The sequence below is a fragment of the Tamilnaduibacter salinus genome (assembly GCF_003096655.1).
GTDB classification, from domain to species: Bacteria; Pseudomonadota; Gammaproteobacteria; order Pseudomonadales; family Oleiphilaceae; genus Tamilnaduibacter; species Tamilnaduibacter salinus.
In genome coordinates this window covers 145,454-157,881 of the sequence record NZ_QEKQ01000004.1, presented here as the reverse complement: position 1 = coordinate 157,881, position 12,428 = coordinate 145,454, and the positions used below count along the sequence as shown (strand labels likewise).

The following is a 12,428-nucleotide window of genomic DNA, read 5'->3' as shown; positions in this document are numbered from 1 at the left end:
TATCACCCCACACCCGGTCACCGGAGCCACCATGACCCCGCCGGACTCTCTGCGCCTGGACAACCCGCTCTGGCAGTTTGCTCTCCGGCTCTGGAACGACGACGCCATTGCCAACATTTGCCTGTCGCTGCAGGGCAAAGGCTGGTCGGTCACGCGGATATTGACCGCCGCCTGGCTGGCGGCCAACGGCGTCCGCTGGGACGGCCGGGAGCCGGATGGGCTGACGGAATGGCGCCATCAGGTGACAGAACCGCTGCGATCACTGAGACAGCGGCTTCCCCGCGACCATGAGGGCATCGCCCCTCTGCGCCATGACATCAAATCGGCCGAACTGTCATCGGAAAGGACGGAGCTGGCATGGATTCACGCCTGGCATGACAGAGAATGTCATAACTTGTTAAATTGCCCAGTGGACAATCCAGCGTTACTGACCCGTAATCTTCGGGCCGCCGCCCCGGGACAGCGCAACACAGAGGAAACCCTCATGATACAACTGACCGACGCGCTCTTTTGCTCCGGCAAACAGCGTCGCGACACCGACGCTCAGGGTGGAACCGCCTGATGAGCCGCTGGCTGTTCCGTCTGTCATTCCCGGCGCTTGGGGTGGTCGTCGGGCTGATCCTGTTCGGGATCCACGACCCGGCCCCCACCGAACCGGAGTCGTCATCCGCGGAGGATCCGGAGCCGGTGACAAACCTTGAAGGCATCGTCCCCACCCAGATCGAGGAGGAGGGGCCTGACATTGTCTTCAAATGGCAGAGCCGGGACGGCAGCTGGCATTACGCCGACAGCCCGCCGGACCACACCGCATGGAACGTCATTGCCATCGACCCGAAGGGCATTGCACCACCGGAGACCCAACCGGAGGAAGACGAACTCCGGACGCCCTACGAGGCGCCTTTCTCACTCCGTGGCGATCCCTCGTCCGGCTAGGAGTCTGCGCGGTAGAAATCGTGCCAGGCGAGATCGTCCCACTGCGAGGCCATTTTGACGGTCATTTGAGGCGCATAGTGGTTCTATGTAACGACAATGAGCGCTCAAAAGGGACCGCAGTGGGGCGGTCGCAGCGGTGCGAATTTCTACCGCGCAGACTCCTAGTGTCCCGTCTGGTTCATTCGTTGACCGACTGCGTACCGCTGACGCTTCTGGCCATCGAATTAACCGGAAGGATCCTGGCATCCGACCGCCATTTCCGCGTTCACCAGAGGCCTGTCACAGGTTACTGAAGGGTCATTGGCACTCTGTCGTCAAACGCGTTACCTTTCAGCCCTGTGCATCAAATACACCCGGATCCGCCCCCGTGAGCGGATTTGTGACCAATCGAAGGATATTTCATGAAAAAAACCCTCATGACGGTCGGACTGGCAGGCGTCGTAACCGCCGGCACTTTCGGTGCGTTTTCCCTGACGGCCTCTGCCGAGCCGAAGCTTGAGAACCAGGACCAGCGTGTCAGCTACGGCATGGGCGTGGTTCTGGGCGAGCGCATGAAGAACGACATCCCGGACCTGCAGCTTGAGCAATTCATGCAGGGCATCCAGGACGGCCATGAAGGCGGCGATGCGCCGCAGATGAGCCAGAAGGAAATCCAGGCTGCGCTGCAGGCTTACCAGAAGAAGATGCAGCAGCAGCAGATGAAGAAGATGGAAAAAGTCGCCAAGGAAAACAAAGCCGAAGGCGAGCAGTTCCTGGCAGAGAACGGCGAACGGGATGGCGTCACGACCACCGACTCCGGCCTGCAGTATGAGATTCTGGAAGAGGGCAATGGTCCGAAGCCGTCACAGTCCGATCAGGTCAAGGTGCACTACACCGGCGAGCTGCTGGATGGCAAGGTCTTCGACAGCTCCCGTGAGCGTGGCGAACCGGTGACGTTCAAACTGTCCCAGGTGATTCCAGGCTGGACCGAGGGCCTGCAGCTGATGAACGAAGGCGCCCGCTACAAGCTCTACATCCCGTCCGACCTGGCCTACGGCCCGGGTGGCAACCGCTCCATCGGCCCCAACGAGACGCTGGTGTTCGATGTGGAGCTGTTGGAAGTGAAGGAAGGCAAAGGCCAATCAAAGCAGGAGAACGGTGAATAACGTCCGTCACTGCCTTGATCGCCCAAATGAAAAAGGGGAGCCGATGCGGCTCCCCTTTTTTGTGTGCGCTTGAGGGTCACAAGACGGTATCCGTAATCAATGTAGCCGAACATTTATGTTCGGCTACATTACCCGCTCGAAGGGCAGGGCACCGCTTCAGGAACTCTCGGCCGAGGACATCACCTGTTCCGCATGCACATTGTGCAGATGCTCGATGAGGAAGTCTTCCAGCTCAAATCGGGTTTCCAGCTGCTCGCCGAGTTCCGACAGCGCGGGCATCAGTGCCTTGATGGCCTCTTCGCTGTTGAGGTCGCCGTTGACCCGGTCGTTGAATGACAGGGCATTCTCGGTCGTTTTCTGGATACGGGGATAGACCTTGCCGATCAGCTCAACCCCACCGTCATCAAAATCGCGCGCTTCGTGGACCAGCTGCTCGTAGACTTCAAAGTGTCCGGCAGAGACATAATCCAGCAGAATTTCACAGAGCCGATGGAAGCGGTTCTGCGCCGCTGGCAGATCCGAGAAATCATCCATCCCAGTGATATCACAGTACTGGACGATCAACTCCTGGCGTTCCCGCAGCCAACGATCAATCAGTTCGCTAACGCCACCCCAGCGTTCCCTGGCATCTTTGATGTCCTCAAGCATGAGCCCTCCCCGAAAGCATCCAACGTTCTTATCGTTATCGGTCACAACCACAAATTGTTGTGGTCCAGAAACAAGTTACCGCACGGTCAGAGGCCACGGCAAGCACTCATCGACGGCCGGCACGCTCGAGCCACCCGGCCACCAGCGCCAGTCCGGCCAGCACCGTGACTCCGAAGAACACAGCCGTCCATCCGGGAATGCTCAGCCCCAGGAACCGCCAGGTGACCTCGGCACAATCACCGGTACCACGCAGAGCAATCGTCAACACCTCCATCAGCGGCATGACGTCCAATAGATAATCGACGGATGGCCCGCAGCTGGGCACCTGATCGGCGGGCAGGTTCTGAAGCCAGAGCTGGCGACCTGCCAATGCAGCCCCCACACCGGCGAACACCGCCAACAGGCCGCCATAGAGGCGCCCACCCCAGCCCCGCGGGTTCTGGAGGACGGCCAGTAACGCTACCAGCCCCACGGCCATAAACGCGTATCGCTGCAACCAGCACAGTGGGCAGGGCTCCAGACCCATGACCCATTCCATGTAAAACGCGGTGGACAGAAGGGCAGCGCAGATCAGGGTGACAATCAGATAGACAAGGCGGCGGGGCGTCATGAATTCCTCATAAGACTGTGACGGTTCCGTGGAGACTGATATTCTCTCGGAAAGTTCCCATCAAAACGGATTCACGGGAGATCTGCAACCTCATGATGACCGGACGCTTTCACTGGTTGGCCGCACTGTTGATGATCGTCCTGGCGCTGCCTCTGGCGGCTCAGGAGACGGACGACGCCAATGGCGATGAAGCAGCCTCGGAAGATGCCGGAGAGGACGCCAAGAAAAAGCCCACCATCTACAAGGAACTGCCGCCCCCGTTCGTCACCCATGTCGGCAAACCGTCCCAGAGCCTCAGCTACGTGAAGGCGGAAGTGACATTACGGCTTGACAGTAAGAAGGCCGGTGCCGCCGTTGAGCAACACGCCCCCCGGCTCCGACACGAAATGGTGATGATGCTTACCAACGCCAGTCTCGACGCCGTCAGCGACGCACCGGGTCAGGAGACCCTCCGGAATGACGTTCTGACGCGGTTTAACGAGGTGCTTGAGGAAGAGAAAACGGGGGCAGCGATCAAGGATCTGCTGTTCACGACGTTTGTGATTCAGCGGTAGGGGGGCGCTGTCACCGGCTTCTGATCCAGCCGTGTCGCCGGACATTGAGAGGGTGGTGTAAAAGGCGCCGCCCAGCGGTTACTCCGTTGCTTGATGTTCGGCTAGGCTGCCATCCCAAAGTGCGGAGGGGAGCTGGAGGCTCAGGCAATCCAGGGGTTGGCGCGACGCTCTTTTTCCTGCTGCTCGAGCTCGTTCTGGCCATCGTCCCAGCCGGCCTCCCAGGCCGCGATGACCACGTCACCACGGTAGGGACAGCGTTCCCGGGCCATGCCCATGACGCCCGTCATGTAACCCTGCCGGTATGCTTTGTTCAGCGTCTCCACTTCCCAACCAAGACGGATATCCCGGGGCATGGGACCCTCCTTCGTGCCCTGTCGACCCTCGCCGCAGCGTGACAACGTAGAAACGCCGTCACACTCTGAAACGCAATGTAACAGTGAGAGTGAGACGCGACAAGCGACAGGTGGCCAAGGTGTGCTGTCCATCGTGCCGGTTATGACGACTCCGTCACGGCGTCGATGGACGGCACTTTAATCCGACTGGTAGGCCTTGAGATACGACTCGAACGACTCGGTATCCGACGCTTCCAGCTCACGCTGGGCAGCCAGTGAGGCTCGTGCCTCTGCCTCCATGGCTTCCTCAACCGCCGGGTCCAGCCCCTGCTCCTTCAGGATCGACTGGTGCCGTCGGGACTGGGCCAGGGTCCACTCGAGATGCCCTTCGTTGGCATTCTGCATTGACGCCAGCACCCGGGCCGAGGCGACACCGGACGGGTCACTGACCTTGGCGCGCTGGACCGCAAGAGCGTTGTGATAACGCCCCCCGCCATCCTGAGCGTCCAGTTCGTCCGCCAGCGGCTCAAGCCGGTCCATCAGGGCGTTGGCCGCCGCAGAGGTTGGTGTCAGTTCATTATTGAAGCAGATCGACAGGCCCCGCTCGCGGCCCCGGGCCACCACATCCTGATAACCGCCATCCAGGCGTTCGCATTCTTCATCGCTGATCCGGCCGCTGTCCGCCAGTAGGCAGTCAAGCAGGAACAGATCGAGAAAATCCATCTGCTCGGCACTGATGCCCACGGGATCGAACGGGTCAAGGTCCAGGCAACGGACCTCCACATACTCCACGCCGCGGTCGTGGAGGGCCTGGATGGGCTTCTCGCCCCGCGCGACCGATCGCTTCGGGCGAATCGCGCTGTAATACTCGTTCTCGATCTGCAGAACATTGGTGTTGATCTGCCGGTAGTCGCCGTTGTCGTCCTTCAGGCCCAGCTTCTCGTAAGGCGGCCACGGCGTGTGGATGGCCCGGTCCAGCGTTTCGGTATAGGTCTGTAGTTCGTTGAAACAGATGTCCAGCGAGGCCTGGGCGTTGTTGTGGTAGCCCAGATCGCCCATGCGCAGCGAGGTGGCCGTCTCATCAAACAGGGTGCAGTCGCTGAACCGGCGCAGTTTGTGGGACTTGCCTTCCACAAAACTGGCATCCAGCGCCGGTGAGGCACCGAACAACAGCATCAGCAGCCAGCTCCGGCGACGGAAGTTTCGGATCAGCCAGAAGTACTGGTCCGACTTGAACACCTGAAGCGATCGGGTGTCCCCAAGCGCCGCCTGCCAGTCATTCCAGAAGCGATCCGGCAGGGAGAAGTTGTAATGCACGCCGGCAATGCTCTGCATCATGCGGCCATAGCGGACCGCCAGACCACGCCGGTACACCTCCTTGAGCCGGCCGCTGTTCGATGTACCGTACTGGGCGATGGGGATGCTGGGGTCCCCATCGAGCCGACAAGGCATACTCGCCGCCCAGAGCACCTCGTCGCCAAGACGACGCTGCACAAAGGTGTGCACATCCCGCAGGGACTGGATGACCTCATCGGTCGTCTCGCAGACTGGCGTGATCAGCTCCAGCAGAGACTCGGAATAATCCGTCGTGATCCGTGAGTGCATGAGCGTGGAGCCCAGCGCTTCGGGATGCGGCGTCTGAGCGATGAAGCCGTCCGGATCGACCCGCAACCCCTCCTTCTCGACGCCCTTGCGGAACCCGCTCCAGCCATTACGGATCAGTTGCTGGAACAGCCCCTCGCGGGATTCAGCCATGTCAGACTCCTCGGACCAACCGGCGGCCGGGCCGCCGGTGTTGTGTTACTTGCGTTTGGCGGACTGGAGGGCCTCCGCCATGGCGCCGGCCATCGCCCCCTTGGGCGCCTTATCCTGCTTCGGGCCGCGCTTGCCGCCAGCGGCTTTCTTGCCGCCATTGTCATTTCCCTTTTTCCGCACAGCCGAACCGTCCTCGCCCGGCTCATCATCCAGCCGCATCGACAGGCCAATGCGTTTGCGGGGCACGTCAACGGACATCACTTTCACCTTGACGATGTCCCCGGCCTTGACCACCTCACGCGGGTCTTTCACGAAGGTGTGGGACAGCGCGGAAATGTGCACCAGTCCGTCCTGATGCACGCCGATGTCCACGAACGCGCCAAAGTTGGCGACGTTGCTCACACTGCCTTCCAGCACCATGCCCGGACGCAGATCGTTCATGGTTTCAACGCCATCGGCGAAGCGCGCAAACTGGAACTCCGGCCGCGGGTCGCGCCCGGGCTTCTCCAGCTCCCGCAGGATGTCGCGGATCGTCGGCAGGCCAAACTGGTCCGTAACATAGCGCTGGGGGTCCACCTGGCGCAGGAACGCCGCATCGCCAACCAGCTCGTTCACTGAGCGACTATGGTCTTCGGCAATCGCCTGAACGACCCCATACGCTTCCGGGTGGACACTGGACCGGTCCAGTGGATTATCGCCCTCGGCGATGCGCAGAAAGCCCGCGGCCTGTTCGTAGGTTTTGGCGCCGAGACGGGTGACTTTCAAGAGCTGGTCACGATTTCGGAAGCCACCGTTCTCGGTCCGGTAGCGAACAATGTTCTCGGCAGTGGAGGCGTTCAGCCCCGCGACCCGGCTCAGTAGCGGCACGGATGCCGTGTTCAGGTCCACGCCAACGCCATTCACACAGTCCTCCACGACCGCATCCAGGCTGCGTGCAAGCTGAACCTGGGAGACATCGTGCTGGTACTGACCCACGCCGATGGACTTGGGCTCGATCTTGACCAGTTCCGCCAGCGGGTCCTGCAACCGACGGGCAATCGAGGCGGCACCCCGGATCGTGACATCCAGATCGGGCATTTCCTTTGAGGCAAACTCCGACGCGGAGTAGACGGACGCGCCGGACTCGCTCACCACGATCCGGGACAGGCCCAGCTCGGGATGACGCGTCATCAGATCAGCAACGAACTTCTCGGTCTCGCGCGACGCCGTGCCATTGCCGATGGCAATCAGCTCGATCCCGTACCGCTGGCACCAGCTCACCATCTGGCGCTCGGCTTCCTCCGTGCGGTTCTGGGGGGCGTTGGGATAGATGGCACCGTGATCGGCCACCTGGCCAGTGCCATCGATGACCGCCACCTTGCAGCCGGTGCGCAGGCCGGGGTCGAGACCGATGGTCGGGCGCGGGCCCGCCGGTGCGTGCAGCAGCAGGTCTTTGAGGTTGGCCGCAAAGACGTTGATGGCCTCTGACTCGGCACTTTCGCGCAGGCGGGCCACCAGCTCGGTTTCCAGCTGCGTGGAGAGCTTCACCCGCCAGGTCCAGCGCACAACGCCGGCGAGCCACTGATCCGCGGCCCGCCCTTCGTCGCGGATACCCCAGTGAGCGGCCACCTTCTGCTGGGCCGGATTGACCGCATTGCGGTCGCCATCATGCTCACCCAGTTCGATGGTGTAGTTGAGGATGCCTTCATTCCGGCCCCGCAGGATCGCCAGAGCCCGGTGCGATGGCACGCCCTTGAGCGGCTCGCGATGATCGAAGTAATCCCGGAACTTCGCGCCCTCATTCTCTTTGCCCTCGACGACAGTGACGTGCAGCACCCCTTCGTTCCAGAGATAGTCCCGAAGGGTACCGAGCAGTTCCGCGTCTTCGGCGAAACGCTCCATCAGGATGTACTTGGCGCCATCCAGCGCGGCCCGGGTGTCGTCGATCTTCGCCTCGGCGTTGAGATAGTCAGCCGCGAGCGTTTCCGGATCCTGGGTTGGATCGTCATAGAGCGTATCGGCCAGCGGTTCCAGTCCCGCCTCCCGGGCGATCTGGGCCTTGGTGCGCCGGCGCGGCTTGTAGGGCAGGTACAGATCTTCCAGCCGGTTCTTGGTCTCGGCCGACTCGATGGCCGCTTTCAGCTCGTCCGTCAGCTTGCCCTGCTCATCGATGCTGTCGAGGATGGTCTGACGCCGATCTTCCAGTTCGCGCAGATAGCGCAAACGCTCCTCCAACGACCGGAGCTGGCTGTCGTCCAGGGCGCCGGTCACCTCTTTCCGGTATCGGGCGATGAATGGCACGGTCGCACCCTCGTCGAGAAGTGCTACCGTGGCGGACACCTGCCGGGCCTCGACGCCCAGTTCGTCGGCAATCTGCTGGAAGAGTCGGTTCATGACACCCCGCGTGGTTCTGGTCAATTGATCCGGGGCGGGCCCCGGTGAAGGGCCGCATTATAGCGCGACTGATGGGGATTTCACGGGGGCATGTCAGCGCGCCATCACCGACTGCGGCTCATGGGCAGCAAGATACTCAATCAGGTTCCGCCAGGGCATCGGACGCGCGAAATAGAACCCCTGCACTTCGTCGCAGTGCTGGTCGCGCAGGAACCGGATCTGCTCCCGGGTTTCTCCGCCCTCCGCCACGACGCCCATGTTCAGGCTGTGGGACAGACTGATGATGGCACGAATGATGTGTTCAGCGTCGCCGGCTTCGCCCAGACGCTGAACGAACGACTTGTCGATTTTCACCAACGAGATGGGCAGATGCTGGAGGTTGCTGAGGGAGGAGAAGCCGGTCCCGAAATCGTCCAGGGCGAAGCTGATACCCAGCTGATTGAGTTCCCGCAGGCAGCGCTGAGCATAGTCCGGATCGTGCATCATGGCGCTCTCGGTCAACTCCAGCTCGATCAGGCTGGTGTCGATGCCGGCGTTGTAGATGATGCGGAAGATGGTTTCGGTCATGCGCCGGTCGTGGAACTGGCGGAACGACAGGTTCACGGCAAAGATGATCGGATCGAGCTGGTGCTCTTTGAGCGCCCGCAGTCGCTCGCAGGCCTGTTCGATCACCCAGTAGCCGATGGGCACAATCAGGCCACTGCGCTCGGCCGCCGGAATGAACTGGTCCGGCGGCACCAGACCCTGCTCCGGGTGGTTCCAGCGCAGCAGGCATTCGACGCCCCGGACCTCCCCCGTCACCAGGTCGATGCGCGGCTGATAGTACAACTCCAGCTCGTTGCCCCGAAGCGCATTGCGCAGGTCTGCCTCCAGCGCCAGTTGCCGGCCGACAGTGAGATGCAGCTCGCGGTTATAGAAGCGGTAACTGGTGCCGGTATCGCGCTTGGCCTCGAACATGGCGCGGTTGGCCTGGCGCAACAACGCCTCGGGCGAGTGCCCCGCCTCGGGGTAGGTGGCCACGCCGAGGCTCGCCGTCAACAGAATGTTCTTGCCCTCGACCGGAATCGGCTCATTCAGCACCCCCACCAATTTGCGGATCACACTGGAGACGTCCAGCGAGCTTTCGATGCGTTCGATGATGATGGCGAACTCATCCCCACCAATCCGCATGAGCGAGTCGACCCGCCGTAGCTGCCGACGCAGCCGATCCGCCAGTTTGATGATGAACTGGTCCCCGGCCTGATAGCCGAGGCTATCATTGATTGAGCGGAAGTCGTCCAGATTAATATGAAGCAGCGCCAGCCGCTGTTCGTGCCGCTCGGCCCGGAGGATCGCCTGATGCAGACGATCGAAGAACAGGTCCCGGTTGATGAAGCCACTGGCCACTTCCTGGCGCAACTGCCCCTTCAGCGCTTCAGTTGCCTGTTGACGGTAACAGGCCGACAGTATGGCGCGCCCCAGTGACCAGGCGTTCAGGTCCCCCTTGCAGAGGTAATCCACGGCGCCGTCCATCCGGAACGTGAGCAGGCAACGATCCTCCGTTTCGGCCCCGAGGGCAATCACCGGCTTTTCCTCGGTCGCAACGCTCAGATATTGAAGGAATTCGGAGGCGGAGCCGGACTGCACACCGCAGTCCCACAACACAAGATCGAAGCGGGTGTTGTTAATCAGATCGTCGCAGTCGCCCAGATCCGGACACCAGGTCACATCGGTCTCCAGATCCGGGTGCTCGGCAAGCAATGCCCGGTAACGCAGGAAATCTGCCGGCTCTGCGGTGAGCACCAGCAGACGGACCGGCACCCGGTCCCACACGCCCAGCTCCTGTTTCATCAGTGGCAGCCAGCTCCCTTGTCGGCGATGGTTATCGACCGGCCCGGTATCGCCGCGCCGGCGATCCGCACCTCCGTCCGTGGGGACGGGACACTCGCGGAAACACCAGAATCCATTGGTGTCCCCTTAGGATAGAACAACTTGGCCGCCTCTGCAGAGCACACACCCCGGCCCCCGCCAGTCGTGTAAAATGGCGGCTTTCATCCACCAACAGGTTTTCTCCGTGGCGCAGCTCAACCCCCGTCAACGTGAAGCAGTCCGTTACGTCGACGGCCCTCTGCTGGTACTGGCCGGGGCCGGCAGCGGCAAGACCAGCGTGATTACCCGCAAGCTGGCCTTCCTGATTGAGCAGGTGGGGATTCCCGGGCGTCACATCGCGGCACTGACCTTCACCAACAAGGCCGCTCGCGAGATGAAAGAGCGGGTCGGCCGCCTGGTGGACCGCAAGCTGACCCGGGGCCTGACGGTGTCGACCTTCCACAACCTCGGCCTCAACATGATCCGCGAGGAGTACAAGAGCCTCGGCTATCGCCCCGGCTTTTCCATCTTCGATGCGGAGGACGCCAAGGCGCTGCTGCAGGACCTGATGATCCGCGAGGCCAGCACCGATCTCGGGGACGAACTGAGCGACATCCAGAACGCCATCTCCAGCTGGAAGAACGTCATGCGCAGCCCCGGTGAAGCCCTGAGCCACGCGGCCGACGAGCGGGAGCAGCGCTTCGCATTGATCTACCAGCGCTACACCGAATACCTGCGCGCCTACAACGCGGTGGACTTTGACGATTTGATCCTGCTGCCCGTCCAGCTTTTCCGCGACGATCCGGAAATTCTCGCCAAATGGCGTCGCAAGATCCGTTACCTGCTGGTTGACGAGTACCAGGACACGAACCTGAGTCAGTACGAACTGGTCCGCCTGCTGGTGGCCGAGCGTTCCGCCTTCACCGTGGTGGGTGACGACGATCAGTCCATCTACGCCTGGCGCGGGGCGCGCCCGGAAAACCTGGTGCAGCTCAAGACGGATTTTCCGAGCCTTAAGATCATCAAACTGGAGCAGAACTACCGCTCCACCTCCCGCATCCTGCGCAGCGCCAACGAGGTGATCGCCAACAACCCGCACGTGTTCGAAAAGGCGCTGTGGAGTGATCACGCCATCGGCGATGAGATCCGCATCATCCGCTGCGCGAGTGAGGACGCCGAGGCCGAGCGCATCGCCACCGAAATCCTCGACCGCAAGCTCAAACGTGGCCTGGGGTTCAAGGACTTCGCCGTGCTGTACCGGGGTAATCACCAGGCCCGCCTGCTGGAGCTCAAACTGCAGGGTTACCAGATTCCCTACCGCATCTCCGGCGGCCAGTCGTTCTTCTCGCGCAACGAGATCAAGGACGCCATGGCCTACCTGCGCCTACTGCTGAACCCGGACGACGACGCGGCCTTCCTGCGGGTGGTCAATGTGCCCCGGCGCGCAATCGGCCCCTCGACACTGGAACGGCTCAGCCACTATGCCCACGGGCGCGGCATCAGCCTCTCGGGGGCGTTACGCGAAATGGGCGCAGAAACCCAGGTTCCTGAGAAAGGGCTGGACCGGCTACGACGCTTCGCCCACTGGGCCGAACGCACCTGCGAGCGCCTCTACCGGGAGGACCCGATCCCGGTCATCAAGCAGCTGTTCACGGACATCGAGTACGAGGAGTGGCTGCACCAGCACGCCAACACGCCCAAACAGGCCGAACGGCGCATGGACAACATCTGGCATCTGGTGGAGTCGATCCGGCGCATGCTGGATGACGACAAGGGCACCGGTGAGTCGATGAGCATCGAGGACGCCATCAGCCGCCTGATCCTGCGGGACCTGATGGAGCAGCGTGAGGAAGAGGACGACAGCGACCGCGTGCAACTGCTCACCCTGCATGCCTCAAAAGGGCTGGAGTTCCCGCATGTATTCGTGATGGGGCTGGAGGAGGAAATCCTTCCGCACCGCTCCAGCATCGAGGAAGGCACCATCGAGGAGGAGCGCCGGCTGATGTACGTGGGCATCACCCGGGCCAAGGAAACCCTGGCACTGACCTATGCCGCGCAGCGACGCCAGTATGGTGAAAAAATCGAGACCATCCCGAGCCGGTTTCTCGACGAACTACCGGATGAAGACGTTGTCCGCGAGGGATTGGGCGAAAAAGACGAAGTCCGGAACCGCGCACAGGGGAAGGCCACGCTCAGCGCGCTACTGGGGGATCTGGAAAACGACTGAAGG

General features: G+C 61.9%; 11 protein-coding genes. 5 read left to right on the top strand and 6 right to left on the bottom strand.

Annotated features, from left to right (window positions below):
• The first annotated feature begins 31 nt into the window (after positions 1 to 31).
• The 3 genes from C8D92_RS07535 (at position 32) to bamJ (ending at position 2,078) form a co-directional block, all read left to right on the top strand.
• On the top strand, positions 32 to 562 hold the full coding sequence (locus tag C8D92_RS07535) for a TIGR02444 family protein (RefSeq protein WP_116918950.1): 531 nt from the start codon (positions 32 to 34) through the stop codon (positions 560 to 562).
• Positions 562 to 933: a DUF4124 domain-containing protein gene (locus C8D92_RS07530; RefSeq protein ID WP_243402398.1), complete on the top strand. Its 372-nt coding sequence runs from the start codon at positions 562 to 564 to the stop codon at positions 931 to 933. Before C8D92_RS07535 ends, C8D92_RS07530 begins: the two co-directional genes overlap by 1 nt.
• A gap of 401 nt (positions 934 to 1,334) precedes the next feature.
• Positions 1,335 to 2,078 carry a BamJ family beta-barrel-assembly machinery protein gene (gene bamJ, locus C8D92_RS07525; protein WP_095612145.1) on the top strand — a complete coding sequence of 248 codons (744 nt, stop codon included), beginning with the start codon at positions 1,335 to 1,337 and terminating at the stop codon, positions 2,076 to 2,078.
• Between the two features lie 156 nt (positions 2,079 to 2,234).
• Here bamJ and rsd read toward each other — a convergent pair whose 3' ends face one another.
• Positions 2,235 to 2,726 (bottom strand): sigma D regulator, encoded by a 492-nt coding sequence (rsd, locus tag C8D92_RS07520; RefSeq protein WP_095612144.1) that lies wholly within the window; start codon positions 2,724 to 2,726, stop codon positions 2,235 to 2,237.
• Between the two features lie 106 nt (positions 2,727 to 2,832).
• Positions 2,833 to 3,336, bottom strand: coding sequence for a disulfide bond formation protein B (locus tag C8D92_RS07515; protein ID WP_116918949.1), 504 nt, complete (start codon positions 3,334 to 3,336; stop codon positions 2,833 to 2,835).
• A gap of 92 nt (positions 3,337 to 3,428) precedes the next feature.
• On the opposite strand from C8D92_RS07515, the gene C8D92_RS07510 reads away from it, so the two are divergent.
• Positions 3,429 to 3,890, top strand: coding sequence for a flagellar basal body-associated FliL family protein (locus C8D92_RS07510; RefSeq protein WP_116918948.1), 462 nt, complete (start codon positions 3,429 to 3,431; stop codon positions 3,888 to 3,890).
• A 140-nt stretch (positions 3,891 to 4,030) separates the two neighbouring features.
• Here C8D92_RS07510 and rmf read toward each other — a convergent pair whose 3' ends face one another.
• The 4 genes from rmf to C8D92_RS07490 form a co-directional block, all read right to left on the bottom strand.
• Positions 4,031 to 4,243, bottom strand: coding sequence for a ribosome modulation factor (gene rmf / locus C8D92_RS07505; protein ID WP_095612141.1), 213 nt, complete (start codon positions 4,241 to 4,243; stop codon positions 4,031 to 4,033).
• 177 nt (positions 4,244 to 4,420) lie between these two features.
• On the bottom strand, positions 4,421 to 5,977 hold the full coding sequence (gene gshA, locus C8D92_RS07500; RefSeq protein WP_095612140.1) for a glutamate--cysteine ligase: 1,557 nt from the start codon (positions 5,975 to 5,977) through the stop codon (positions 4,421 to 4,423).
• A 45-nt stretch (positions 5,978 to 6,022) separates the two neighbouring features.
• The gene (locus tag C8D92_RS07495) at positions 6,023 to 8,350 is read right to left on the bottom strand and encodes a Tex family protein (protein ID WP_116918947.1); all 2,328 of its coding nucleotides are present in this window, start codon (positions 8,348 to 8,350) and stop codon (positions 6,023 to 6,025) included.
• A 93-nt stretch (positions 8,351 to 8,443) separates the two neighbouring features.
• Positions 8,444 to 10,180, bottom strand: coding sequence for a putative bifunctional diguanylate cyclase/phosphodiesterase (locus C8D92_RS07490; protein WP_116918946.1), 1,737 nt, complete (start codon positions 10,178 to 10,180; stop codon positions 8,444 to 8,446).
• A 223-nt stretch (positions 10,181 to 10,403) separates the two neighbouring features.
• Here C8D92_RS07490 and rep point away from each other — a divergent pair, with 223 nt between their 5' ends.
• On the top strand, positions 10,404 to 12,425 hold the full coding sequence (gene rep, locus C8D92_RS07485) for a DNA helicase Rep (RefSeq protein ID WP_116919044.1): 2,022 nt from the start codon (positions 10,404 to 10,406) through the stop codon (positions 12,423 to 12,425).
• Positions 12,426 to 12,428: the final 3 nt, after the last annotated feature.

Bases quoted from the DNA above. Each gene is read 5' to 3' on its own strand.
- C8D92_RS07495 (WP_116918947.1), bottom strand. From the start codon at position 8,350: ATGAACCGACTCTTCCAGCAGATTGCCGACGAACTGGGCGTCGAGGCC.
- C8D92_RS07530 (WP_243402398.1), top strand. From the start codon at position 562: ATGAGCCGCTGGCTGTTCCGTCTGTCATTCCCGGCGCTTGGGGTGGTC.
- C8D92_RS07510 (WP_116918948.1), top strand. From the start codon at position 3,429: ATGATGACCGGACGCTTTCACTGGTTGGCCGCACTGTTGATGATCGTC.
- C8D92_RS07515 (WP_116918949.1), bottom strand. From the start codon at position 3,336: ATGACGCCCCGCCGCCTTGTCTATCTGATTGTCACCCTGATCTGCGCT.
- gshA (WP_095612140.1), bottom strand. From the start codon at position 5,977: ATGGCTGAATCCCGCGAGGGGCTGTTCCAGCAACTGATCCGTAATGGC.
- C8D92_RS07490 (WP_116918946.1), bottom strand. From the start codon at position 10,180: ATGAAACAGGAGCTGGGCGTGTGGGACCGGGTGCCGGTCCGTCTGCTG.
- bamJ (WP_095612145.1), top strand. From the start codon at position 1,335: ATGAAAAAAACCCTCATGACGGTCGGACTGGCAGGCGTCGTAACCGCC.
- rmf (WP_095612141.1), bottom strand. From the start codon at position 4,243: ATGCCCCGGGATATCCGTCTTGGTTGGGAAGTGGAGACGCTGAACAAA.
- C8D92_RS07535 (WP_116918950.1), top strand. From the start codon at position 32: ATGACCCCGCCGGACTCTCTGCGCCTGGACAACCCGCTCTGGCAGTTT.
- rsd (WP_095612144.1), bottom strand. From the start codon at position 2,726: ATGCTTGAGGACATCAAAGATGCCAGGGAACGCTGGGGTGGCGTTAGC.